A 23,166-nucleotide genomic window follows, 5' to 3' on the forward strand; every position below is an offset into this window, starting at 1 on the left:
ATCGGAAGGTGCGCGAATGCGAATCGCGCGATTCTATTTGTGTTCGATGACAGTCCGGCGTCGGCCGGCGGATGCCGCAATTTAACATCGGCTGTGAGGAAACTGGAATAGCTGGGTTCTCTAATGCAAAAAGCCCGCGCGAGGCGGGCTTTTCAAAACGCCGGCGTGAGCCGCCAGGCGGTGCTGCGAATATTGCGGCTTTAAAGGCCTTTACACGTTGAACAGGAAGTTCATCACATCCCCGTCGTGCACCACATATTCCTTGCCTTCCGCGCGCATCTTGCCGGCTTCTTTCGCGCCTTGCTCGCCCTTATAGGTGATGTAGTCGTTAAACGAAATGGTCTGCGCGCGAATAAAGCCGCGCTCGAAGTCGGTGTGAATCGCGCCCGCGGCTTGCGGCGCGGTATCGCCGACATGAATGGTCCACGCGCGCACTTCCTTCACGCCTGCGGTGAAGTAGGTTTGCAGGCCGAGTAGCTTGAAGCCCGCGCGAATCACGCGGTTCAGGCCCGGCTCTTCCATGCCCATGTCGGCGAGGAACACTTCCATGTCGGCTTCGTCGAGGTCGGCGATTTCCGCTTCGATTGCTGCGCACACCGCGACGACCGGCGCATTTTCCGACGCCGCGAACTTCGCGACCGCGTCCAGATGCGGATTATTCTGGAAGCCGTCTTCCTTGACGTTCGCCACATACATGGTCGGTTTCGCGGTGATCAGGCAGAACGGCTTAAGCGTCGCCTTCTCTTCGTCCGACAGATCGAGCGCGCGCACGGGCTTGGCCTGATCCAGTTGAGCGCGCACCTTTTCCAGCACGGCGGCGTTCTTGATGGCTTCCTTGTCGTTGCCCGACTTGGCGGCCTTCGAATAACGCGCGAGCGCTTTTTCAACCGTTGCCAGGTCGGCCAGCGCGAGTTCGGTGTTGATGACTTCGATGTCCGACAGCGGATCGATCTTGTTCGCGACGTGAATCACGTTCTCGTCTTCGAAGCAGCGCACGACGTGCGTGATCGCGTCCGTTTCGCGGATGTTGGCGAGGAACTGGTTGCCGAGACCTTCGCCCTTGCTTGCGCCCGCCACCAGACCGGCGATGTCGACGAATTCCACGACCGCCGGAAGGATGCGCTCGGGCTTGACGATTTCCGCGAGCGCCTTCAGGCGCGCGTCCGGCACTTCCACGATGCCGACGTTCGGCTCGATCGTGCAGAACGGATAGTTTTCGGCGGCGATGCCCGCCTTGGTCAGCGCATTGAACAGAGTGGACTTGCCGACGTTAGGCAAGCCGACGATGCCGCATTTGAGGCTCATGGAAATCCTTCAGTGATTCAGTAAATTGCGTGATGCGCTCGACGCCGTATTGCAGGATTCGTGAGCCTTCGGCTTGGGCCGGCAAGAAAAACGCAGCGGAGCGGGACACGACACCAGAGCGGGCGTTGGCTCGACGGTTCTGGGCGGTTTTGTCACGGAAAGCGTAATTGTAACCCGTCTTGTAACCCGTCCCACCGGCTCCTTGACGTGGCTTCAGGAAGCTGCGCGCCCGGTCCGTCCCCCACAACCCCCACGGCTATAATGCGCGGATGAACGCACACCATCAGACTTTCGATGCCGCGGTGATCGGCGGCGGGCTGGTCGGCAAGACCGCCGCGCTCGCGCTCACGCAAGGCGGACTGCGCGTCGCGCTGCTCGCGCAAGCCTGCGCGCCGCTGGCCGCCGGCGCTTCGTTCGACTCGCGGGTGTACGCGTTGTCGTCCAGTTCGCAGGCGCTGCTCGAGCGTTTGCGCGTGTGGCAGGCGCTCGATCTGTCGCGGCTTGGCCCCGTCTACGACATGCGGGTCTATGGCGACGCTCACGCGGAGCTGCATTTCTCCGCGTTTCAGGCGTCGGTGCCGCAACTGGCGTGGATCGTGGAGTCGTCGGTGATCGAGCGCGCGCTCGACGCGGCGTTGCGCTTTCAGCCGAATCTCACGTGGATCGACAGCCGCGCCCAGGCGCTCGATTTCACCGCCGAAAGCGCAAGCGTCGGTCTCGCGAACGGCAACGTGCTGGTGGCGGATCTCGTCGTCGGAGCGGACGGCGCGCATTCGTGGGTGCGCGCGCAGATCGGCTCGAAGATGAACCGGCGCGACTATCGGCAGACGGGCGTCGTCGCCAATTTCAAGGCGGAAAAGCCGCACGGCGAAACCGCGTTCCAATGGTTTAAAGACGGCGAAATCATCGCGCTGCTGCCTATGCCGGACGGCCACGTGTCGCTCGTCTGGTCGGCGCGCACCGAGCACGCCGAGCAACTGATCGCGCTCGATCCCGCGCAACTCGCCGCCGAAGTGGAGCGCGTGACGGGCGGCCAGCTCGGCGGACTCGATTGCGTGACGCCCGCGCAGGGTTTTCCGCTCGCGCTGCAGACCGTGGACCGCCTCGTCGCGCCGCGCGTGGCGCTGGTCGGCGACGCCGCGCATCTGATCCATCCGCTCGCGGGCCAGGGCATGAACCTCGGTCTGCGCGACGTCGCGGCGCTGGCCGATACGGTCGCAGGCAAGGAGTCGTTCCGCGATCTCGGCGACATGGTGCTGCTGCGGCGCTACGAACGCGCGCGCCGCGAAGACATTCGGGCGCTGATGATCGCCACCGACGGCCTGCAAAAACTCTTCTCGGTGCCCGGACCGTTGGCGAAGATCGTGCGCAATAGCGGCATGGCTTTCGTCGGCGCGCAGCCGTTCATCAAGCGCTGGCTGGTGTCGGCGGCGCTTGGCTGAAGCGGCCGCCGAACTCCCTTCAAGATGCGCGCGAAAACGCCCGTTGAAATACCGCGCGGCATTTGCGGCCGATGACACGGGTATCATGAACGCACAGAGGCGGTTCGCGTCAAACCGGCAACCTCGCAAAACGCCAACTCGTGCCCAATGCGCACGATTGAACCAGGAATTCAGCATGAAAAAAACCTTCCGCATGGCGGCTGCCGTGCTCGCGATTGCCGCCGTCACGATCGGCTGCTCCGCGCAGGCCGACCAGACCACCGACAAACTCAAGGCCACGCTGCAAACGCGTCTTGCCGACGTGACGATCAAGAGCGTGACGAAGTCGCCGATTGCCGGCCTTTACGAAGTGAACCTCGGCAGCCAGATCGTCTATAGCGACGCCAACGGCGACTATGTGCTGCTCGGCGACATGGTCGATACGAAGACGCGCAAGAATCTGACGGACGCGCGTCTGTCGGAAACGAATCGCATCGACTTCGCGAGCCTTCCGTTTGCGAACGCGGTCAAAGTGGTGAAGGGCAACGGCGCGCGCAAGATCGCCGTGTTCTCCGATCCGAACTGCCCGTACTGCAAGCAGCTCGAAACCACGCTGAAGTCGATCGACAACGTGACCGTCTACACCTTCCTGTACCCGGTTTTGTCGCCGGATTCGACCGCCAAGTCGAAGTCGATCTGGTGTTCGGCGGACCGCGCGAAGGCATGGGAATCGTGGATGCAGAACCATCAGGCGCCCACCGCCGCCGGCACCTGCGACACCGCCGCGATCGACAAGAATCTCGCGCTCGGCCACGCGATGAACGTGGAAGGCACGCCGACCGTGTTCCTCGCCGACGGCCGCCGCCTGCCCGGCGCCGTGCCGGCCGACCGGCTCGACAAGGAAATGGCCGCGGTGCACTGAGCACGCGGCTCACACCTGACAAAGGAGGCGCGAGAGGCGCCTCCTTTCGCATCAAGCTCCCAAACAATCACACAGAAAAATCCACTCGCCGCCGATGAAGCCGATCCGCTACACCATCGTTCCCAAGCAGCCCGCCGCCCATCTGTTCGAAGTCACCGTGACCGTCGCCGATCCCGATCCGGCCGGCCAGCGTTTCATGCTGCCGGTGTGGATTCCGGGCAGCTACATGGTCCGCGAGTTCGCGCGCAACATCGTCACGCTGCGCGCTTTCAACGACGCGGGCCGCAAGGTGCGTGTCGAGAAAACCGACAAGCACACGTGGCAGGCCGCGCCGGTGAAGGGTGCGCTGACGCTGCGCTACGAGGTCTATGCGTGGGATTTGTCGGTGCGCGCCGCGCATCTGGACGACACGACGGGTTTTTTCAACGGCACAAGCGTGTTCCTGGCGCCGCTCGGTCACGAGGACGCGCAGTGCGTCGTCGACATTCAGAAGCCGCAGGGCGCGGCGTATCGCGGCTGGCGCGTCGCGACTGCGTTGCCGGAAGCGCGCGGCACCAAGCGCTATGGCTTCGGCGAATATCGCGCGCAGAATTACGATGAGCTGATTGACCATCCCGTGACGCTCGGCGAATTCGAGCTTGCGACATTCAACGCGCACGGCGTGCCGCACGACGTCGTGATCGCCGGGCGCGTGATCGCGCTCGACATGGCGCGGCTTTGCGCGGACCTCAAGCGCATCTGCGAAGCGCAGATCGCGCTGTTCGAGCCGAAGTCGAAAAAAGCGCCGGTGGATCGCTATGTGTTCATGACGCAAGCCGTCACCGACGGTTATGGCGGGCTCGAACATCGCGCGTCGACGGCGCTCATCTGCAATCGCGGCGATCTGCCGGTGCAGGGCCGCGACGCGCTCACCGAAGGCTATCGGACTTACCTCGGCCTGTGCAGCCACGAATATTTCCACACGTGGAACGTGAAGCGCATCAAGCCGGCGGTGTTCGCGCCCTATGACCTTTCCGTCGAAAACTACACGTCGCTGCTGTGGCTGTTCGAAGGCTTCACCTCTTATTACGACGACCTGATTCTCGTGCGCAGCGGCCTGATTTCCGCCGACGATTACTTCGGCATGCTCGGCAAGGTGATCGGCGGCGTGCAGCGCGGCAGCGGGCGCACGAAGCAGACCGTCGCCGAAAGCTCCTTCGACGCGTGGGTCAAATACTATCGGCAGGACGAGAACGCGCCGAACGCGATCGTCAGCTATTACACAAAGGGCTCGCTCGTCGCGCTTTCGTTCGACCTGGCGATTCGCGCGCAAACCGGTCATCGCAAGTCGCTCGATGATGTGATGCGTCTGCTGTGGCAGCGCTTTGGCCGCGACTTCTATCGCGGCAAGCCGGTTGGCGTGGAGGAGGGCGAAGTCGAGGCGCTCATCGCCGAGGCGACCGGTGTGCACCTGGGCGAACTGTTCGCACAAGCCGTGCACGGCACGCGCGATCTGCCGCTGGAGACGTTGCTCGAACCGTTCGGCGTGACGATCGCGCCGGAGCCTGACAAGAACGGCAAGCCGTCGCTCGGCGCGCGCGTGCGGGGCGGCGCGGATTGCACGCTGGCCGCGGTCCACGAAGGCAGCGCAGCGCAGAAAGCCGGGCTCTCGGCCGGCGACGTGCTGATCGCGCTCGACGGCCTGCGCGTGACGGGCACGAATCTGGACGCGCTGCTCGCGCGCTATCAGCCGGGCGCGAAGGTCGAAGTGCACGCGTTTCGCCGCGACGAGCTGCGCACCGCGCAACTCAAGCTGGACGGGCCGGAAGTGTCGCGCTACAAGCTCGCCGCCACCGACAAGCGGCCCGCCGCCCGCAAGGCGCGCGAACGCTGGCTCGCAAGCTGATTGAAATTGTCGCCGGGTTTAATTGACGTGCTCAGCGGCGGATTGTTCTACCAGTGCAACAATCCGTCGCCGCGGGATGGCTTTTTCCGCAGTCGGTAAAAAAACACAATGACTCCACTCGCGCAAAACTGCGCGCCCACTACTGGAGTCACCATGACCACGATCCTGCAAATCAACTCGGCAGCCCGCTCGCAAGGCGCGAATTCCACGTTGCTCGTCAACGAACTGACCGAAAAGCTGCAACAGTCGAATCCGGGCGCGCAAGTCGTCGTCCGCAATCTGCAAGCCGAACCGCTGCCGCACCTGGACGACGCTGTCCTCGGCGCGTTCTTCACGCCGGCCGACCAGCGGACCGCCGAGCAAGCGGCCATCGCCGCCCGCAGCGAAGCGCTGATCGCTGAACTGCAAGCCGCCGACATCGTCGTGATCGGTGCGCCGATGTACAACTTCGGCATCTCGTCGCAACTGAAGACGTACTTCGACTTCATCGCGCGCGCCGGCATCACGTTCAGCTATACCGCGAACGGTCCGCAAGGTCTGGTGACGGGCAAGAAGGTCTACGTCGTGTCGGCTCGCGGCGGCAAGTATGTCGGCACGCCGAACGACAGCCAGACCCCGTATCTGAAGAGCTTCCTCGGCTTCCTCGGCATGACCGACGTGAACTTCATCTACGCCGAAGGCCTGAACATGGGCCCGGACGCAGCGAGCGCCGCGCTGGCCGCCGCGCGCGAAGCGATCGCTGTTGCTTGAGGTTGAGATGTCGGCTTCGGGCCGACTGTTCGGGGCTGGTGACGCCGCTTAGCTGCGGCGCCTGGTTTCTCGATGCAATTGAAAACGCCCCGGGGTGCGAGCCGCGTGGCGTTTTTGTTTTGGGCGGCGTGGGAGCGCGGGAGCGAGGGTGATGCCGAAGCCTGAAGCCCGAAGCCGCGCCTACGCCAGCATCTGCGCCTGATCGGGCAAACGCCAGTCGATCGGTGTGCGGCCGTGCTGCACGAGATACTCGTTGGCCTTCGCGAAATGCCCGCAGCCGAGAAAACCGCGATGCGCCGACAACGGCGAAGGATGCGGCGCCTCCAGCACGTAATGCGATTTGCCGCCGAGCAGCGCGCGCTTCGCTTGCGCGTGCGCGCCCCACAGCATGAACACGAGATGATCGTGGCGCATGGCCAGTTCGTGAATCAGCGTATCGGTGCATTTTTCCCAGCCGCGCTTCGCGTGACTGGCCGCCGAATTGCGCTCGACCGTCAGCACGGTGTTCAGCAACAGCACGCCTTGCTTCGCCCAGGTGTCGAGGCAACCGTGGCGGGGCGGCTCGTGGCCGAGGCTCGTCGCGATTTCCTTGAAGATGTTGCGCAGCGACGGCGGCGTGCGCACATTCGGCGCCACTGAAAACGCGAGCCCATGCGCTTGCGGCGTGCCGCGATCTTCGCCGTGATACGGGTCCTGGCCGAGGATGACGACCTTCACATCGTCGGGACTCGTGAGACGCAACGCGCGAAAGACGTCGGTGGGATAGACGGTTTTACCGGCGGCGCGCTCACCGTCGACGAAACGGCAAAGCGGCGCGTAGGCATCGCTTTCGATGAAGGGCTTCAGGTGCGTACGCCAGGCAGCCGGCAACGCGGCGAATTGTGCTTCGAGCGTGAGCGTGCCGTGGGCGTGTTGCTGCGATGGCGACGGCGATGGCGTTTCGGTTGCGCCGGATGTGTCGCTCGCGGGCGCGGCAGCGTCGCCGAATAGCGAGGCCTGCGATGGCGTCGAGCGGGTACGTGATGAGGAAGTCATGGCGCAGAAGTGTCGCAGCAAATGCGGTGTGACTCAAGTTGAGGCGGATGCCAGCGTTGGCTACGTCAAGGCCCGCTTGGCCGGCGACGTATTCAACCCCTCACCCCGCACGCAACTGATACCCGCGCTGTGCCTTGCTCACATTTTCCGGCGCAAGCCCTGCAACCTGCTTGCCGAGTTCAACAGAAAGCGCATGCAGCGCGGCTTCGTCGCCGGATTTCAGTTCGAGCTCGATCTCCGAAATCGGCGCGCGGCGCAGTTCGCTGTTCACTTCGGCGAGCACGTTGCCCTGATCGATCGCGGCTTCCACTTGCGAACCGTCGACGCTCACATTCCACAGCGTGCGCGTGAAATCCGTGCGAAACAGTTCGATCAACCGCGGCGCCGCTTCGCGCAACGCTTCGGCGGCGGCCGGCTCGTCGCATTCGCGCAGAAGCGCGTCGATTTCGAGCGCCTCGCTCGCGACCGGCATTTCCCATTCGTGACGGCTATGCAAACCATTGCTCGCGTTGCCCACCGTCTTGAAGGTTTGCAGCCAGCCGTCGGGCGTGTGACGCAAACGCAGCGCGCTCTTCGACGCTGCGAGCGCAAGTTGCGGCGTGTCGAAATAGATATTCGACAGCTTGATCGCGCGGCCTTCGTCGCCGGTGCGCGCGACGAACCACGCCGACGCCGCCTCGACTTGCGCCACCGGCAGCAGCAACTTGATTTCGCGTTCCATGCCCATGATCTGCTCCGCTATGTTCCGCCAGATGCCGTTAAACGCGACGCGTTGTCGTCACGCCGCGCCTGGAAAGAACATGCGCGCAAGCTCCACGCCTGGTTCGGCGGCGCGCATGAACGCCTCGCCGACGAGGAACGTGTTCACGTCCACCGCACGTAGCCGTTCGACATCGGCACGCGACAAAATGCCCGATTCGGTGACGACGATGCGGTCGTCGGGAATCGCGTCAAGCATGCCGATTGTCGTTTCGATCGACGTCTCGAACGTGCGCAAGTTGCGATTGTTGATGCCGATCAGCGGCGTTTTCAGCGTGAGCGCCTGCGTCAACTCTTTGTCGTCGTGTACTTCGACCAACACTGCAAGACCGAGCGATTGCGCGAGCGCTTCGAGATCCTGCATCTCCGAAGTGTCGAGCGCGGCGGCGATCAGCAGGATCGCGTCGGCGCCCATCGCGCGTGCCTCGACGATCTGATACGGATCGACGATGAAATCCTTGCGCAGCACCGGCAACTGACAGGCGGCGCGCGCCTGCTCGAGGTACGCGACGCTGCCCTGGAAGAACTGCACGTCGGTCAACACGGACAGGCAAGCCGCGCCATGCGTCTCATACGAACGCGCAATCTGCGCGGGCACGAAGTCTTCGCGCAACACGCCTTTCGACGGGCTCGCTTTCTTCACTTCCGCGATCACCGCGGCGAGACCCGCCGCATGCTTCGCACGCAACGCGCCGACGAAATCGCGAAGATCGCGCGACGACGCTTCGAGGCGCAATTCTTCCAGCGGCGCGCTTTGTTCGGCCGCGCGGACTTCTTCGCGTTTGACCGCGATGATGCGGTCGAGGATGTCGCTCATAAGTGTCTCGTTACGTTGGTTGCTGCGTGATCAGTGCTTGAATTCAGTGCTTGAATTGCTGCGTGAAGCGAATCAGTTCGTCGACCTTCGCACGCGCCTTGCCGCTTGCAATGGCTTCGCGCGCAAGCTGAATACCGTCCGCAATCGACGACGCCACGTTCGCCGAATACAGCGCCGTGCCTGCGTTCAGCGTGACGATCTCGCGCGCGACGCCCGGCTTGTTGTCGAGCGCCTCGAGCAGCATCGCTTTCGATTCGGTCGCGTCCGCCACTTTCAGCGTGCGGTTCGACACCATCTGCATGCCGAAGTCTTCCGGATGAATCTCGTACTCGTGCACTTCGCCGTCGCGCAACTCGCCGACTTGCGTCGCTGCGCCGAGCGAGACTTCGTCCATGCCGTCCATACCGTACACCACGAGCACGTGCTTTGCGCCGAGGCGCTGCATCACGCGAACCTGAATGCCGACGAGGTCCGCATGGAACACGCCCATCAGTTGATTCGGCGCGCTGGCCGGGTTCGTCAACGGACCGAGAATGTTGAAGATGGTCCGCACGCCGAGTTCGCGGCGCACCGGCGCGATGTTCTTCATCGCCGGGTGATGATTCGGCGCGAACATGAAGCCCATGCCGGTTTCGGCAATCGACGCCGCCACTTGTTCCGGCTGCAAGTCGATATTCACGCCGAGCGCTTCGAGCACGTCTGCGCTGCCCGATTTGCTCGACACGCCGCGATTGCCGTGCTTCGCGACTTTCGCGCCCGCCGCCGCCGACACGAACATGGTCGCCGTGGAAATGTTGAAGGTGTGCGAACCGTCGCCGCCGGTGCCGACGATATCGACGAAGTTCGAGTTGTCCTGCACCTCGACGTGCCGGGCAAATTCACGCATCACCGTCGCGGCCGCGGTGATTTCGCCGATGGTCTCTTTTTTGACGCGCAAGCCGGTGATGATCGCGGCCGACATCACGGGCGATAGCTCGCCGCGCATGATGAGCCGCATCAAATGCAGCATTTCGTCGTGGAAAATCTCGCGGTGCTCGATGGTTCGTTGCAGCGCTTCCTGCGGCGTGATGGTCATGATGTTGTCTCGCTTCATCAGGCGGTGCGATGGGCCGTCTTCGCTTTCGACTGCTTCACGAAGTTTTCGAGCAATGCGTGACCGTGTTCCGACAGGATCGATTCCGGATGGAACTGCACGCCTTCAACGGCAAGCTCCTTGTGACGCACGCCCATGATCTCGCCGTCGTCGGTCCACGCGGACACTTCGAGGCAATCGGGCAGCGACTCGCGTTCGATCGCGAGCGAGTGATAGCGCGTCACGACGAAATGCTTCGGCAGGTCGGCGAATACGCCTTTGCAGTCGGTTTCGATCGTGCTGACCTTGCCGTGCATGATGGTTTGCGCGCGCACCACGCGTCCGCCGAATGCTTCGCCAATCGCCTGATGGCCGAGGCACACGCCGAGAATCGGCGTCTTGCCGGAGAACTCGCGCAGCACGTCGAGCGTGATGCCCGCGTGTTGCGGATTGCTCGGGCCGGGCGACAGGCAGATGCGCTCGGGGTTGAGCTTCGCGATTTCGTCGAGTGTGATTTCGTCGTTCCGATAGGTGCGGACGTCTTCGCCGAGTTCGCCGAAGTACTGCACCAGGTTGTAGGTGAACGAGTCGTAGTTGTCGATCATGAGCAGCATGGTGTGTCTCCGGTCAGAAGTCGCTATCGAGGCCGTCTTGAACCTGTTCGGCCGCGCGCAACACGGCGCGCGCCTTGTTCTCGGTCTCTTGCCATTCGGATTCGGGCACCGAATCCGCGACGACACCCGCTGCCGCCTGCACATACAGATTGCCGTTCGCGATCACGCCGGTGCGGATCGTGATGGCGAGATCCATTTCGCCGGTGAACGACAGGTAGCCCACGGCGCCGCCGTACAGGCCGCGCTTCACCGGTTCGAGTTCGTCGATCAGTTCCATCGCGCGAACTTTCGGCGCGCCCGACAGCGTGCCGGCCGGGAAGGTGGCGCGCAGCACGTCGAAATTGGTCGTGCCGGGCTTGAGCTTGCCTTCCACCGAACTCACGATGTGCTGCACATGCGAGTACTTTTCGATGACCATCTTGTCGGTCACGATCACCGAGCCGATCTGCGCGATGCGGCCCACGTCGTTGCGCGCGAGGTCGATCAGCATCACGTGCTCGGCAATTTCCTTCGGGTCGTTCAGCAGTTCGGTCGCGAGTTCGGCGTCGCGTTCGGGCGTGTTGCCGCGCGGACGCGTGCCGGCGAGCGGCCGAATCGTCACGATACGATCTTCGCCGCGCTTTTCCTGGCGCACCAGAATTTCCGGCGATGCACCGACCACATGAAACTCGCCGAAGTTGTAGTAGTACATGTACGGCGACGGATTCAGCGACCGCAGCGCGCGATACAGCGACAGCGGATTGTCGCGATACGGCTTCGTCAGACGCTGGCCGACCTGCACCTGCATCAGTTCGCCTGCGGCAATGTATTCCTTCGCCTTGCGTACGGCTGCGAGGTAGTCGTCTTTAGCGAACTCGCGATACGTCTCGGTGCGCACGCTCGCCGACGTGACCGGCGGCTCGACGGTCGAGCGCAAACGCTGGCGCAATTCGCGCAGACGCTGCTTTGCTTTCGTGTATGCCTCGGGTTGCGTCGGATCGGCATAGATTACGAGGTACAGCTTGCCCGCGAGGTTGTCGATCACCGCGACTTCTTCTGTCAGAAGCAACTGAATGTCCGGCAGATTCAGATCGTCTTTCGGTGCGGTGTGCGCGAGCTTTTTCTCGATGTAACGCACCGCGTCGTACCCGAAATAACCGGCGAGTCCACCGGCAAAACGCGGCAAACCCGGACGCTGCGCGACCTTGAAACGGCCCTGGAATTGCTGGATGAACTCGAGCGGATCGCCTTCGTGCGTTTCGACGACCTTGCCGTCGCGCACGACTTCCGACACGCCATTGCGAGTGCGCAACAACGTACGCGCCGGCAGGCCGATGAACGAATAGCGCCCGAAGCGCTCGCCGCCCACCACGGATTCCAGCAGGAACGAGTTAGCGCCGTTGCGCTCGGTCTGCGCCAGTTTCAGATACAGCGAGAGCGGCGTTTCGAGATCGGCGAGCGCCTCGGCGATCAGCGGAATGCGGTTGAAGCCCTCGTTGGCGAGGGACTGGAATTCGAGTTCGGTCATGTTCCGATCCTGTTCGTAGGTCCGGCGGCAGCGTGCGTCGGACAAAGCGGGGCATGCGCAGCCGGTCAGCCGTTCATTCGACATTGACGATGATGAACCGACCGGCGCGATTTTCCCATCGACGCAAGCACGGAGTTCCGGCGCGCAGTTGTACTTTGCAAGTACACGCAGGCCGAATCAGGCGATGCAGCGAAACGAGACGATGGAAAAACGCGTGAGCGCAGCGAAGTAAAAAACGGTTGCCGAAGACGAGCTTCAGCGTACCTCAGGCGAGGTTAGCGCGACCAGCGACGCCAGGGCCAGGCTCCCCGGTCGATGCTAATCAGACTCCGTTTTTTATTCAGAAACATGAGGATGAAGGACTTTTCAAGTCGTGGAATGGTGCGCTGCGATCGCCTTGGCGGCGTCCAGCAGCGAGGCAACTATACCATCGGATTTTATTGTTTGTATAGCTTGGCCGTGGTTGTAGCCGTAGGGCACCGTGAGCGTCGACATGCCCGCCGCGCGGCCCGCCAGCGCGTCGTTTTCCGAATCGCCGATGGCCACCGTGGCGCGCGGTTCGACGCCCAACTGCGCGGCGGCCGTGAGCATCGGCAGGGGGTCCGGCTTCTTTTTCGGCAGGCTGTCGCCGCCTAGCACGACGCTGAAATATTGCGCGAGCCCGTATTGCTGCAGCAGTTCGACCGCGAAGCGATGCGGCTTGTTGGTGACGCAGGCGAGCTTGAGGCCCGCGTCGCGCAGGGCCGCGAGGCCGGCTTCGACGTCGGGATAAAGACGCGTGTGCAAGCCGTTGATTTTCGCGTACTCCGCCTGATAGATGGCGAGCGCTTCGTCGAAACGGTCTTGCGCGTGCTCCGCTTCGAAGCGCGGCGCGAGCACGCTGCGGATCAGATGCTCGGAGCCCTTGCCGACATAGCCGACCACTTCCTCGCGCGAGGTCTCCTCCGCGTCGAGTTGCGCGAGCATGCCGTTCAGGCCGGCGGTGAAGTCGTCGGCGGTGTCGATCATCGTGCCGTCGAGGTCGATGATCGCGGCTTGCAGGCGGGAGCCGGTGAAGGTCGGGGCGGGGAAGGTGGACGTCATCGGGCGCGGTTTCAGTGCTGGATGTTGGCGAGCGCGGCGCGCATCTTGTCGATCACGACCTTGTGGTCCGGCTGGCCGAAGATCGCCGAGCCCGCGACGAATGTATCGGCGCCGGCCGCGGCGATTTCCGCGATGTTGTCGACCTTCACGCCGCCGTCCACTTCGAGATGAATCTCGCGGCCGGTGCGCTCCTTGTACGCGTCGATGCGCTTGCGCGCCTCGCGCAGCTTGTTCAGCGCTTCGGGAATGAACGACTGGCCGCCGAAGCCCGGATTCACCGACATGATCAGCACGAGGTCGAGCTTGTCCATCACGTGATCGAGATAATTGAGCGAGGTGGCCGGGTTGAACACGAGGCCGGCCTTGCAGCCGTGATCGCGGATCAGCGACAGCGTGCGGTCGATGTGGTCCGAGCCTTCCGGGTGAAAGCTGATCAGATTCGCGCCCGCCTTCGCGAAGTCCGGCACGATGCGGTCGACCGGACGCACCATCAGATGCACGTCGATGGGCACGCCGACATGCGGACGAATGGCTTCGCACACGAGCGGACCGATGGTCAGGTTCGGCACGTAGTGGTTGTCCATGACGTCGAAATGGATCCAGTCGGCGCCGGCGGCGACGACATTGCGGACTTCTTCGCCGAGGCGGGCGAAGTCGGCGGAGAGAATGCTGGGAGCGATGCGGAATTGCGTCATGGCGGCGGGCGGAGGCAAGCGGAAAAGCGCCATTTTACCGTTTTGTGCGCGTGGCCAGCGGCTGGACGGCGGCGTGGCGTTGCGTCGGTGCTCTGGTGTGCCGCTGCGCGTCGTGGTCCCTGGAACAGGCAGCCGTCGCGCTTTTTCGGCTTCCAGGCGCGAAACGGGTGTGGCGCCTGCGCCCTTCGCGCCCTAAGCGTGCTTGTCCAGAAGATATGTCCGGTTGCGGGCGCCTCGCGCATGACGCAGAATGCCAAACCATGGCGCTGCGTCGCCAATGGGCCGTGAAGCCGTTGGCGCTCGGGCCTTCCAGCGATCTTGTCGCCCCCGTTTCAGCAGATTGGAATCAGGATGAGCCAGTATGAATTCAGCGTGTCGGCGCAGGTGCAGTTCCTGCCCGAAGAATCGGACCCGGAGCGCCGCCAGTACGCGTTCGCTTATACGCTGACCATCCGCAACACCGGTCAGGTGCCCGCGCAATTGATCGCGCGGCATTGGGTGATCACGGACAGCGAAAAGACCGTGCAGGAAGTGAAGGGTCTCGGCGTGGTGGGACACCAGCCGCTGCTCAAACCCGGCGAGCAGTTCGAATATACGAGTTGGGCGGTTATCGCGACACCGGTCGGCACGATGCGGGGCGAGTACTTCTGCGTGGCCGAGGACGGCGAGCGTTTCGACGCGCCCGTGCCGGAGTTCATTCTGCGCATGCCGCGTACGTTGCATTGAACCGTGGGCGTCTGGCGCGGTCTTTAACGGTTCGATATAGCAGGTTCGATAAGCGGTTCGATAACGATCGATGCGCGCGGTGCAATGCGTGAATCGGCTCCGCGTCAGTGCGGTTTTTGTGGCGTCTTCGTTTCGCGGCTGTCGGCGCGCGCTGCTTTCTTTTTACCGGACGACGTCCACACGACGATGAACACGAGCAGGAACAGCGCGAGAAGCGATTCCAGCGCGAAGACAAGCATTGGGTATTCGTCGAATAGATCAGACATGGCGGTTTCCATCAAGAACGAACATTGTATGCGTTTTGTCGGCGCGGCCGGAGCCTGGCTCGGCGCGCTTTCGATGGCGGCCATACTCGCCGCCTGCGGTGGCGGCGGCGCGGTGCGGCCAGTCGCTTCGCCACCCACGGGGGCCGCGATCATCCCCGGCCAGATCGCCGCGACGCGGCTTACGGCGGTAGCGTGGCAGCAGGTTCCGGGCTGGCAGGACGATTCGCTGATCGGCGCGACGGCCGCGTTGCGGCAAAATTGCCTGAGGCTCGCGCGTCAGGCGAACTGGGCACGCGCCTGTGCGGCAGCGGCGCAGCTTGACGATCTCGACGTGACCGGCGCCCGGGCTTTTTTTGAAGCCTATTTCACGCCCTTCCAGCTCGCGAACAACGACGGCACGCTCGACGGTCTCGTCACCGGCTACTACGAGCCGTTATTGCGCGGCTCGCGCACGCGGCATGGTGTTTATCAGACGGCGCTGTATCGTTGGCCGTCGAGTTATCGCCCTGGCGTCGCGTTGCCGCCGCGCGCGCAACTCGAACGGACGGGCGTGCTGAACGGCAACGAGCTTGTCTGGGTCGACGACCCCATCGAAGCATTTTTCCTGCAAGTGCAAGGCTCCGGCCGGATCGTGATGGAAGACGGCAGCGTGATGCGCGTCGGCTTCGGCGGCACGAACAACCAGCCGTACAAATCCATTGGGCGGTGGCTGCTGGATCGCGGCGAGCTCACGCCTGCGCAAGCCACCATGCAAGGCATCAAGGCCTGGGCGCGCGCGAACCCGAATCGTGTGGATGCGCTGCTCGATACCAATCCGCGCTTCGTGTTTTTCCGCGAAATGCCGTCGGTGGAAAGCATGGCGAAGGGCACCGCCGATGGTCCGATCGGCGCGCTCGGCGTGCCGTTGACGCCGGAGCGCTCGATCGCCGTCGATCCCACCTCGATTCCGCTCGGCACGCCGGTGTTTTTGCAGACCACGAGGCCGCTGACGAATTCGCCGATGAACCGTCTGGTGTTTGCGCAGGACACCGGCTCGGCGATCAAGGGCGGTGTGCGCGCCGACTACTTCTGGGGTCTCGGCGATGATGCGGGCGATCTCGCTGGCAAGATGAAGCAGGGCGGTCGGATGTGGGTGCTGTTGCCGAATTCTTGAGGGTGGTCGCGGGCGCGTCTGGGGCTTCTGGCGGCCGTGAGTGTCGCTGCGGGGCATTGGGTGTGGCTTGTGGCCGGTTTACCGCAGACGCACGCACAAGCGCTGGTGCTGAAACCGTTGCCGGCGTTTGTGGGGCTGTTCGTCTTGGGCGGCGCGGTATTAGTGGCATGAGAGCCACTGGAGCCACTAAGGCCACCAGCGGCGTTAGCGCCAAATTTTCGCGCGCCCATTTGCAGGGCGCCTGCAACTTCTTCCGGCCTTACAACCCCGACTTGCGCTTGTCGACTACGCGCCTCGCCTTCCCCACCGAACGTTCGATTCCATTCACCGCCAGCACATTCACCACCGCGCTGACGCCGATCAGCGCCTTGATGTCATAGGCCAGCGCCTGCTTCGCGAGATTGAGCGCGGCAGTGTCGGGCGCGGTTTCGGGACACGGTTCGACGTTTAGCGTCAACACGTCGAGCGGACCTTCCCTGGTCAGCACGATCTGATAGTGAGGCGCGAGAGTGTGCTGCTTGAGCAGCAGTTCCTCGATCTGCGTCGGGAACACGTTAACGCCGCGCACGATCATCATGTCGTCCGAGCGGCCGGTGATTTTTTCCATGCGGCGCATCGTGCGGGCGCTGCCTGGCAGCAGGCGCGTGAGGTCGCGCGTGCGGTAACGAATGATCGGCAACGCTTCCTTGGTGAGCGACGTAAACACCAGCTCACCGAGTTCTCCGTCCGGAAGAACTTCGCCCGTTTCCGGGTCGATGATCTCGGGGTAGAAATGGTCTTCCCAGATCGTCGGGCCGTCTTTCGTTTCAACGCATTCCGACGCCACGCCTGGTCCCATCACTTCCGACAGACCGTAAATGTCGACCGCGTCGATGCCCATGCGCTTTTCGATCGCCTGACGCATGTCGTTGGTCCACGGCTCCGCGCCGAAGATGCCGATGCGCAGCGAGCAACCGGCAGGGTCGATGCCCTGGCGCTCCAACTCGTCGGCGATCGACAGCATGTAGCTCGGCGTCACCATGATGATGTCGGGCCGGAAGTCCTGGATCAATTGCACCTGCTTTTCTGTCTGGCCGCCGCCGAACGGAATAACGGTGAGGCCCGCACGCTCCGCGCCGTAGTGCGCGCCGAGACCGCCAGTGAAGAGGCCGTAACCATAGCTCACATGCACCTTGTCGCCAGGCTTGGCGCCGGCCGCGCGGATCGAGCGCGCGACGAGATTCGCCCACGTGTCGATATCGCGAGCGGTGTAGCCCACCACAGTCGGCTTGCCCGTCGTACCCGACGAAGCGTGAATCCGCGAGATTCGTTCCTGCGGCACGGCGAACATCCCGAACGGGTAGTTGTCGCGCAAGTCCTTCTTGGTCGTGAACGGGAAGCGTGCAAGGTCTGCAAGCGTCGTCAGGTCGTTCGGATGAATGCCCGCTTCGTCGAACTTGCGACGATAGACCGGCGAGTTTTCGTAAGCGTGGTTCAGCGACCACTTGAGCCGTTCAAGCTGGAGCGCCGCAAGTTCGTCGCGGCTGGCGGTCTCGATAGGATCGAGCGGAAGGGCGGGGCTCATCGAATGTCTCCTTACTGCCTCAATGCTGGGTGTAATTTACGTTGCGCTCGCGCGTAAAATTTCGAACGGCGGCGCTGAAACTGCGGACGGCCGCCATTGCGGTGAATTGCTGGCCGGTCTCACCGCTCACGACTGTCTCGGACTGGCGACTCTCGCGTGGAGCGCTTGCCGTGTGCCTTTTGTTGTGGCTGCTCTTTTCGCTCTGCGCTGCGGATGCTGTAGCGCTTCGCGTTACTCCGGTCCCGTGTGCGATGGTGTCTGCGGAATCACGCTGCCCTTGATTTGCGCCGATTTGCCGCGAAACATTGCCACCGTATCGCCGGCGCGATTGGTCACGCGAATATCGTAGATGCCGGTGCGGCCGTTCAATGTCTGTTCGACCGCTTCTGCGGTGAGCACATCGCCGCCATGCACGGGACGCAGGAACTCGATCGAGCAGCCGGATGCCACCGTATTGACGTTGCGCGAGTTACACGCAAACGCAAAGCTCGAATCAGCGAGCGTGAATATCAGGCCGCCGTGACAAATCTGATGGCCGTTCAGAAAGTCTTCGCGCACAGCCATTCGCAGACGCGCATACCCGGCGCGCACTTCCACGATCTCGAGGCCGAGCGCGCGGCTGCACGCATCGTTTTCATACATTGCGGCGGCGGTTGCGCGGGCGAGTTCGTCGGGCGTCATTTCCGCGGGGTGGAGAGGTTGCGTCGACATATCAGCGGCCCTCGAAGCGCGGCGCGCGCTTTTCGACGAAGGCGCGAACGCCTTCCGCATAGTCGTGTGACGCACCCAGCTCGCGTTGCAGGTCGCGTTCAAGGTCGAGTTGCTGATCGAGCGTTTGTGTGGCGCCGGCACGCATGGCGCGCTTGATCCCGGCGATCGCGCGCGTGGGTTGCTGCGCGAGTTGTGCCGCCAGGGTGGCCGCGGCTGCCGCGAGTTGCTGATCGGCGACCGCTTGCCAGATGAGGCCCCAGCTTTCGGCTTTCTCCGCGCTGAGTTTGTCGCCGGTGATGGCAAGTCCCAACGCGCGCGCCATGCCGACGCGCTGCGGCAAGAACCACGTGCCGCCCGAATCCGGCACGAGGCCGATCTTCACGAAAGCCTGAATAAAGCTGGCGGAACGCGCCGCGAGCACGATGTCGCACGCGAGCGCGAGATTCGCGCCGGCGCCCGCAGCCGTGCCGTTGACAGCCGCAATCACCGGCAACGGCAATGCTTGCAGGCGGCGAATCAGCGGATTGAAATGCGCGTCGATCAGGTCGCCGAGATCTGTCATCGCGCCGGGCGTGAAATCCAGATCGGCGAGGTCCTGTCCTGCACAGAAGCCGCGGCCCGAGCCGGTCAGAATGAGCGCGCGCGCGCCGGACTTTTCTACTTCGCCGAGCGCCGCCGCCAGTTCCTCATGCATCGCGCGGGTGAAGCTGTTCAGCTTGTCGGGGCGGCTCAGCGTGATGGTGGCTACGCGGCTCGACGTGTCGATGTCGAGGCGGATCGCTTCATACGACATTGGGTGTCTCCTCAAAGTCTCGTTCGCGGAACTGCAGTGCCTATTTCACAGCCTTTCGATGACGAGTGCGATGCCTTGGCCCACGCCGATGCACATCGTGCAAAGCGCGAAGCGTCCGTTGCAGCGTTCCAGTTGGTACAGCGCAGTCGTGATAAGGCGCGCACCGGATGCGCCGAGCGGATGTCCGAGTGCGATCGCTCCGCCGTTGGGATTGACGCGCGGATCGTCGTCGCGCAGGCCGAGCGTGCGCAAAACCGCGAGTCCTTGCGACGCGAACGCCTCGTTCAGCTCGATCACGTCGAACTGCTCGAGCTTCATGCCGAGTTGCCTGAGCAGCTTTTGCGTGGCCGGCGCGGGACCGATACCCATGATGCGCGGCTCGACGCCCGCCGTCGCCATGCTCACCACGCGCGCGCGGCGACGCAGACCGTACTGGTCGGCCGCCTGCTGGTTCGCGAGCAGTAGGGCGCAGGCGCCGTCGTTCACACCCGATGCATTGCCGGCAGTCACACTGCCGTCCGGACGAACGACACCCTTGAGCCTCGCCAGGCTTTCGAGCGACGTCTCGCGCGGATGCTCGTCAAGCGTCACACGAATCGGATCGCCTTTTTTCTGCGCGATTTCCACACCGACAATTTCCTGCGCCAGCGTGCCGTCCTGCTGCGCGCGCGCGGCCTTCTGCTGGCTCGCCAACGCGAACGCGTCCTGATCGGCGCGGCTGATTCCGAACTCGACGGCCACGTTCTCCGCGGTTTCCGGCATCGAATCGACGCCGTACTGCCTCTTCATTAGCGGATTGACGAAGCGCCAGCCAATCGTCGTGTCGTAGATATCCGCTTGCCGAGCAAACGCGCTCGCCGCCTTGCCCATCACGAACGGCGCGCGAGTCATGCTTTCGACGCCGCCAGCGATCATCAGGCGGGCTTCGCCTGCCTTGATGGCGCGCGCTGCTGTTCCGACGGCGTCCATGCCCGAGCCGCACAGACGGTTGATCGTGGAACCGGGGACGTCGGTAGGCAACCCCGCGAGCAATGCCGACATGCGCGCTACGTTGCGATTGTCTTCGCCGGCCTGATTGGCGCAACCGTAGATCACGTCGTCCACGGCGCGCCAGTCCACGCCGGCATTGCGCTCGATCAGTGCCTTGATCGGCACGGCGCCGAGGTCGTCGGCCCGCACGTCTTTCAGGGCGCCGCCGTAACGGCCGATGGGGGTGCGAATCGCGTCGCAGATAAAGGCGTCGTTCATATCCGTTCCTGCTGAGGCGGACCGGCGTTCAATGCCGATCCGATGTCATGTTAGTTGGCGCGCACGGCGTGGTCCATTCGGCCAAAAGGCATAGGACGATCGACGTGCTTTCGTCTTATGACTTTCAGCCAGCTACCGCTGGGGCCGCTTTCGGTTCAACATGAACGCGGCTTTGGACTACGCGGAAGCGATTGGCGACGAAGGCCGCGTCGGTGAGCGCCGCGTTGGCCGCGGGGTTGGCGCCCGTGCCGTGGAAGTCGGAGAACGCTGCCGACTGATTCACGAACACACCGCCCGTCAGGTTGATCGACAAAGCGACGCCGCCGCGGAGCGACGCCTCGTGCGCGTCGTCGAGCACGGCGTCGTCGGTGCTGTAGACGGACAGCGTTAGTGCACCGTGGTCGGCCGCGATCGCGCCAGCAAGTTCGAGAGACTGCGCAGTCGAGTCGGTAGCGATCACGAACGAGATCGGACCGAACCATTCCCTCGTGAACTGCGCGCGGTCGGTTGCGGCGTCGAACTGCACGAGCAGCGGCGTGCGCACGCGGGCAACCGGAAAGGCCGGATGCTCGAGCGCCTGGCTTTCGACCAGAACACGGCCGAGTTTCGTCGCTTCGTCGATGCGCTGGGTGACGCCTTCGTTTTGAATGGCGCCGAGGAGTTCGACTGCGCGAGCGGGGTCCGCGACGAGTTTTTGCACGGCGCCGGCGATTGCCTGCGCGACTTCGTCAAACGTGAGCGCACCTTCTGCAGTACGGATGCCGCCGCGCGGCACGTAGATGTTTTGTGGCGCTGTGCACATCTGCCCGGAGTAGAGCGCGAGCGAGAACGCGATGTTGCGGGCGGCGGCTTTGATGTCGTCCACCGAGTCGATCACGATCTGGTTCACGCCGGCTTTTTCGGTGTAGACCTGCGCCTGGTGCGCGTTGCGCTCGAGCCAGGTGCCGTTTTGCGTGCTGCCTGTGAAGTCGATCAGCTTGATCTCGGGGCGCACGGCGAGGCTTTGGACAATCGCGCCGTCGTTCGGCTCAGTGGCGAGCAGCGTGACGACGTTCGGGTCGAAGCCGGCCTCGCGTAGAACGTCGCGCGCAATTCGCACCGTTATGGCGAGCGGCAGAATCGCGCCCGGATGCGGCTTGACGATCACGGCGTTGCCCGTCGCGAGGTCGGCGAAAAGGCCCGGATAGCCGTTCCATGTCGGAAACGTGCAGCAGCCGAGTACCAGACCAGTGCCGCGGGGCACGATGGTGTAGCGCTTGTGCATGGCGAGCGGCGGGTTCTTGCCTTGCGGTTTTTCCCAGTGAGCGTCGGCGGGAATGCGGCGCAACTGGTCCCACGCATACACGACGGCTTCCAGTGCCCGGTCTTGCGCGTGTGGCCCGCCTGCCTGGAAGGCCATCATGAAGGCCTGGCCGGTCGTGTGCATTACGCTGTAACCGATCTCGAAGCTCGCGCGATTAAGCCGTGCCAGGATTTCGAGCGATACGCCAACCCAGGCCTCGCGACCCGCGGCGCGCCAGCCCTGTTGTGCGATCGCGGCGGCGGCGATCAGTGCGTCGGGATCGGATCTGGGATAACGGATAGCGAGCGGGAAGCCAAATGGCGACACTTCGGCGCCAACGGTTTCTCCAGTAGAGGGCTGGTCGAGTTCGAAGGCGGCGTCAAGATGCGCTTTGAAGGCGGCTTCGCCGTCCGCGTTGGCGGTTTCCCCGTACACTTTCGGACTGGGCATTTCGACGAACGGGCTCCAGTAACCGCGCGTCTCGGCCGCGGCGAGCGCCTTTTGCAGGGTGTCTTCGTGCTTGGTGAATAACGGATGTGTCATGGCAGAGGCTTGGCTGTACGTTGGGGGGAAGCCCGTCTAATAATTGACCGACCGGTTGGTTGGTGAATGTTAGCATTATTAAGATGGGCGCGCGAAGCGTTTTTCGCGCTCGGTCAATCACAAGGAGGCGGCATGGTTTACGAGAACATTCTGGTTGAAACGCGGGGACGGGTCGGACTCGTTACGTTGAATCGTCCCAAGGCGCTGAACGCGCTGAACGATGCCTTGATGGACGAGCTAGGCGCGGCGCTGCGCGAGTTTGACGCCGACGACGGCATCGGCGCAATCGTGGTGACGGGCAGCGAAAAAGCGTTCGCGGCCGGTGCCGACATCGGCATGATGGCGACCTATTCCTATATGGACGTCTACAAGGGCGACTACATCACGCGTAACTGGGAGACGGTGCGTTCCATCCGCAAGCCGATCATTGCGGCGGTAGCGGGCTTCGCGCTCGGCGGCGGCTGCGAACTGGCGATGATGTGCGACATGATCTTCGCCGCGGACACGGCGAAGTTCGGCCAGCCGGAAATCAAGCTCGGCATCATGCCGGGCGCTGGCGGCACACAGCGCCTCCCGCGCGCTGTGTCGAAGGCCAAAGCGATGGACTTGTGCCTGACCGCGCGTTTCATGGATGCGGCGGAAGCGGAGCGGGCCGGGTTGGTGTCGCGTGTGATTCCGGCAGGCTCGCTGATAGACGAGGCGATTGCAGCCGCCGCGACGATAGCGGAGTTCCCGTTGCCGGCAGTCATGATGGTGAAGGAGTCCGTCAACCGGGCGTACGAAACGACGCTCGCCGAGGGCGTGCATTTCGAGCGCCGTCTCTTTCATTCGCTGTTCGCAACGGAGGATCAGAAAGAGGGCATGGCGGCGTTCGTGGAAAAGCGCAAACCGGTTTTCAAGCACCGTTAATAGGCTCGTCAAAATAACGCTTGCAAGGCGCCAGCCGGCTCGCTAGAATCTCGCTCTTTCGTGCTCCGGACGCCGGGGCACGGGAAGCGGGAGAGCCAATAGCGGC

Annotated in this window: 22 protein-coding genes; 7 read left to right on the forward strand and 15 right to left on the reverse strand. The window is 63.4% G+C overall.

All coding sequences use genetic code 11. The features are described from left to right. Positions 1–210: 210 nt before the first annotated feature. Positions 211–1,305, reverse strand: coding sequence for a redox-regulated ATPase YchF (gene ychF, locus C8K18_RS31995; RefSeq protein ID WP_006052772.1), 1,095 nt, complete (start codon positions 1,303–1,305; stop codon positions 211–213). A 269-nt stretch (positions 1,306–1,574) separates the two neighbouring features. Here ychF and C8K18_RS32000 point away from each other — a divergent pair, with 269 nt between their 5' ends. The 4 genes from C8K18_RS32000 to C8K18_RS32015 all read left to right on the forward strand — a co-directional run bounded on the left by C8K18_RS32000 (position 1,575) and on the right by C8K18_RS32015 (position 6,283). Next, a complete protein-coding gene (locus C8K18_RS32000; protein ID WP_029971305.1) occupies positions 1,575–2,747 on the forward strand; it encodes a UbiH/UbiF family hydroxylase in 1,173 nt (390 codons plus the stop codon). A gap of 175 nt (positions 2,748–2,922) precedes the next feature. Then, positions 2,923–3,648 (forward strand): DsbC family protein, encoded by a 726-nt coding sequence (locus tag C8K18_RS32005; protein ID WP_006052774.1) that lies wholly within the window; start codon positions 2,923–2,925, stop codon positions 3,646–3,648. Positions 3,649–3,742: 94 nt separating this feature from the next. Next, on the forward strand, positions 3,743–5,533 hold the full coding sequence (locus C8K18_RS32010) for a M61 family metallopeptidase (RefSeq protein WP_107710960.1): 1,791 nt from the start codon (positions 3,743–3,745) through the stop codon (positions 5,531–5,533). Between the two features lie 153 nt (positions 5,534–5,686). Beyond that, a complete protein-coding gene (locus tag C8K18_RS32015) occupies positions 5,687–6,283 on the forward strand; it encodes an FMN-dependent NADH-azoreductase (RefSeq protein ID WP_006052776.1) in 597 nt (198 codons plus the stop codon). Positions 6,284–6,463: 180 nt separating this feature from the next. Here the strand turns inward: C8K18_RS32015 and C8K18_RS32020 are convergent, their stop codons facing one another. The 8 genes from C8K18_RS32020 to rpe form a co-directional block, all read right to left on the reverse strand. Next, positions 6,464–7,318: a uracil-DNA glycosylase gene (locus C8K18_RS32020; protein WP_107710961.1), complete on the reverse strand. Its 855-nt coding sequence runs from the start codon at positions 7,316–7,318 to the stop codon at positions 6,464–6,466. 100 nt (positions 7,319–7,418) lie between these two features. Next, positions 7,419–8,045: a CYTH domain-containing protein gene (locus C8K18_RS32025; protein ID WP_107710962.1), complete on the reverse strand. Its 627-nt coding sequence runs from the start codon at positions 8,043–8,045 to the stop codon at positions 7,419–7,421. Between the two features lie 51 nt (positions 8,046–8,096). After that, a complete protein-coding gene (gene trpC / locus C8K18_RS32030) occupies positions 8,097–8,894 on the reverse strand; it encodes an indole-3-glycerol phosphate synthase TrpC (RefSeq protein WP_107710963.1) in 798 nt (265 codons plus the stop codon). 43 nt (positions 8,895–8,937) lie between these two features. Further along, entirely contained in the window at positions 8,938–9,969 is a 1,032-nt protein-coding gene (gene trpD / locus C8K18_RS32035) for an anthranilate phosphoribosyltransferase (protein WP_029971310.1), read from the reverse strand. A gap of 17 nt (positions 9,970–9,986) precedes the next feature. Then, the gene (locus C8K18_RS32040) at positions 9,987–10,580 is read right to left on the reverse strand and encodes an aminodeoxychorismate/anthranilate synthase component II (RefSeq protein ID WP_029971311.1); all 594 of its coding nucleotides are present in this window, start codon (positions 10,578–10,580) and stop codon (positions 9,987–9,989) included. 13 nt (positions 10,581–10,593) lie between these two features. Continuing rightward, positions 10,594–12,087: an anthranilate synthase component I gene (gene trpE, locus C8K18_RS32045; RefSeq protein WP_006052782.1), complete on the reverse strand. Its 1,494-nt coding sequence runs from the start codon at positions 12,085–12,087 to the stop codon at positions 10,594–10,596. Positions 12,088–12,453: 366 nt separating this feature from the next. Further along, complete coding sequence (locus C8K18_RS32050; RefSeq protein WP_107710964.1) at positions 12,454–13,170, reverse strand: phosphoglycolate phosphatase; 717 nt, start codon at positions 13,168–13,170, stop codon at positions 12,454–12,456. Between the two features lie 11 nt (positions 13,171–13,181). Next, complete coding sequence (gene rpe / locus C8K18_RS32055; protein WP_053859094.1) at positions 13,182–13,865, reverse strand: ribulose-phosphate 3-epimerase; 684 nt, start codon at positions 13,863–13,865, stop codon at positions 13,182–13,184. A 351-nt stretch (positions 13,866–14,216) separates the two neighbouring features. Here rpe and apaG point away from each other — a divergent pair, with 351 nt between their 5' ends. Next, positions 14,217–14,591: a Co2+/Mg2+ efflux protein ApaG gene (apaG, locus tag C8K18_RS32060; protein WP_006052785.1), complete on the forward strand. Its 375-nt coding sequence runs from the start codon at positions 14,217–14,219 to the stop codon at positions 14,589–14,591. A gap of 104 nt (positions 14,592–14,695) precedes the next feature. On the opposite strand, the gene C8K18_RS33970 is transcribed toward apaG, so the two are convergent. Beyond that, on the reverse strand, positions 14,696–14,941 hold the full coding sequence (locus C8K18_RS33970) for a hypothetical protein (protein ID WP_165919889.1): 246 nt from the start codon (positions 14,939–14,941) through the stop codon (positions 14,696–14,698). Here C8K18_RS33970 and C8K18_RS32065 point away from each other — a divergent pair. Further along, the gene (locus C8K18_RS32065; protein WP_107710965.1) at positions 14,886–16,010 is read left to right on the forward strand and encodes a murein transglycosylase A; all 1,125 of its coding nucleotides are present in this window, start codon (positions 14,886–14,888) and stop codon (positions 16,008–16,010) included. The two genes, C8K18_RS33970 and C8K18_RS32065, sit on opposite strands and share 56 nt — an antisense overlap. A 259-nt stretch (positions 16,011–16,269) precedes the next feature. On the opposite strand, the gene paaK is transcribed toward C8K18_RS32065, so the two are convergent. The 5 genes from paaK to paaN form a co-directional block, all read right to left on the reverse strand. Further along, on the reverse strand, positions 16,270–17,574 hold the full coding sequence (paaK, locus tag C8K18_RS32070) for a phenylacetate--CoA ligase PaaK (RefSeq protein ID WP_006052788.1): 1,305 nt from the start codon (positions 17,572–17,574) through the stop codon (positions 16,270–16,272). Between the two features lie 231 nt (positions 17,575–17,805). Further along, on the reverse strand, positions 17,806–18,285 hold the full coding sequence (gene paaI, locus C8K18_RS32075; RefSeq protein ID WP_029971313.1) for a hydroxyphenylacetyl-CoA thioesterase PaaI: 480 nt from the start codon (positions 18,283–18,285) through the stop codon (positions 17,806–17,808). A gap of 1 nt (position 18,286) precedes the next feature. Beyond that, positions 18,287–19,078, reverse strand: a complete 792-nt coding sequence (gene paaG, locus C8K18_RS32080; RefSeq protein ID WP_107710966.1) for a 2-(1,2-epoxy-1,2-dihydrophenyl)acetyl-CoA isomerase PaaG — start codon at positions 19,076–19,078, stop codon at positions 18,287–18,289. A gap of 45 nt (positions 19,079–19,123) precedes the next feature. Next, on the reverse strand, positions 19,124–20,326 hold the full coding sequence (pcaF, locus tag C8K18_RS32085; protein WP_053858780.1) for a 3-oxoadipyl-CoA thiolase: 1,203 nt from the start codon (positions 20,324–20,326) through the stop codon (positions 19,124–19,126). 124 nt (positions 20,327–20,450) lie between these two features. Beyond that, complete coding sequence (gene paaN / locus C8K18_RS32090; protein ID WP_053858779.1) at positions 20,451–22,151, reverse strand: phenylacetic acid degradation protein PaaN; 1,701 nt, start codon at positions 22,149–22,151, stop codon at positions 20,451–20,453. 132 nt (positions 22,152–22,283) lie between these two features. Between paaN and C8K18_RS32095 the strand changes: the two genes are divergently transcribed. Further along, positions 22,284–23,060 carry an enoyl-CoA hydratase gene (locus C8K18_RS32095; RefSeq protein WP_107710967.1) on the forward strand — a complete coding sequence of 259 codons (777 nt, stop codon included), beginning with the start codon at positions 22,284–22,286 and terminating at the stop codon, positions 23,058–23,060. Positions 23,061–23,166 lie beyond the last annotated feature (106 nt).

This window comes from Paraburkholderia sp. GV068 (genome assembly GCF_003058125.1).
Classification (GTDB): Bacteria; Pseudomonadota; Gammaproteobacteria; order Burkholderiales; family Burkholderiaceae; genus Paraburkholderia; species Paraburkholderia graminis.

Coding starts and splice junctions, on each gene's coding strand:
- ychF (WP_006052772.1), bottom strand. CDS start 1,305: ATGAGCCTCAAATGCGGCATCGTCGGCTTGCCTAACGTCGGCAAGTCC.
- C8K18_RS32000 (WP_029971305.1), top strand. CDS start 1,575: ATGAACGCACACCATCAGACTTTCGATGCCGCGGTGATCGGCGGCGGG.
- C8K18_RS32005 (WP_006052774.1), top strand. CDS start 2,923: ATGAAAAAAACCTTCCGCATGGCGGCTGCCGTGCTCGCGATTGCCGCC.
- C8K18_RS32010 (WP_107710960.1), top strand. CDS start 3,743: ATGAAGCCGATCCGCTACACCATCGTTCCCAAGCAGCCCGCCGCCCAT.
- C8K18_RS32015 (WP_006052776.1), top strand. CDS start 5,687: ATGACCACGATCCTGCAAATCAACTCGGCAGCCCGCTCGCAAGGCGCG.
- C8K18_RS32020 (WP_107710961.1), bottom strand. CDS start 7,318: ATGACTTCCTCATCACGTACCCGCTCGACGCCATCGCAGGCCTCGCTA.
- C8K18_RS32025 (WP_107710962.1), bottom strand. CDS start 8,045: ATGGGCATGGAACGCGAAATCAAGTTGCTGCTGCCGGTGGCGCAAGTC.
- trpC (WP_107710963.1), bottom strand. CDS start 8,894: ATGAGCGACATCCTCGACCGCATCATCGCGGTCAAACGCGAAGAAGTC.
- trpD (WP_029971310.1), bottom strand. CDS start 9,969: ATGACCATCACGCCGCAGGAAGCGCTGCAACGAACCATCGAGCACCGC.
- C8K18_RS32040 (WP_029971311.1), bottom strand. CDS start 10,580: ATGCTGCTCATGATCGACAACTACGACTCGTTCACCTACAACCTGGTG.
- trpE (WP_006052782.1), bottom strand. CDS start 12,087: ATGACCGAACTCGAATTCCAGTCCCTCGCCAACGAGGGCTTCAACCGC.
- C8K18_RS32050 (WP_107710964.1), bottom strand. CDS start 13,170: ATGACGTCCACCTTCCCCGCCCCGACCTTCACCGGCTCCCGCCTGCAA.
- rpe (WP_053859094.1), bottom strand. CDS start 13,865: ATGACGCAATTCCGCATCGCTCCCAGCATTCTCTCCGCCGACTTCGCC.
- apaG (WP_006052785.1), top strand. CDS start 14,217: ATGAGCCAGTATGAATTCAGCGTGTCGGCGCAGGTGCAGTTCCTGCCC.
- C8K18_RS32065 (WP_107710965.1), top strand. CDS start 14,886: ATGCGTTTTGTCGGCGCGGCCGGAGCCTGGCTCGGCGCGCTTTCGATG.
- C8K18_RS33970 (WP_165919889.1), bottom strand. CDS start 14,941: ATGGCCGCCATCGAAAGCGCGCCGAGCCAGGCTCCGGCCGCGCCGACA.
- paaK (WP_006052788.1), bottom strand. CDS start 17,574: ATGAGCCCCGCCCTTCCGCTCGATCCTATCGAGACCGCCAGCCGCGAC.
- paaI (WP_029971313.1), bottom strand. CDS start 18,285: ATGTCGACGCAACCTCTCCACCCCGCGGAAATGACGCCCGACGAACTC.
- paaG (WP_107710966.1), bottom strand. CDS start 19,078: ATGTCGTATGAAGCGATCCGCCTCGACATCGACACGTCGAGCCGCGTA.
- pcaF (WP_053858780.1), bottom strand. CDS start 20,326: ATGAACGACGCCTTTATCTGCGACGCGATTCGCACCCCCATCGGCCGT.
- paaN (WP_053858779.1), bottom strand. CDS start 22,151: ATGACACATCCGTTATTCACCAAGCACGAAGACACCCTGCAAAAGGCG.
- C8K18_RS32095 (WP_107710967.1), top strand. CDS start 22,284: ATGGTTTACGAGAACATTCTGGTTGAAACGCGGGGACGGGTCGGACTC.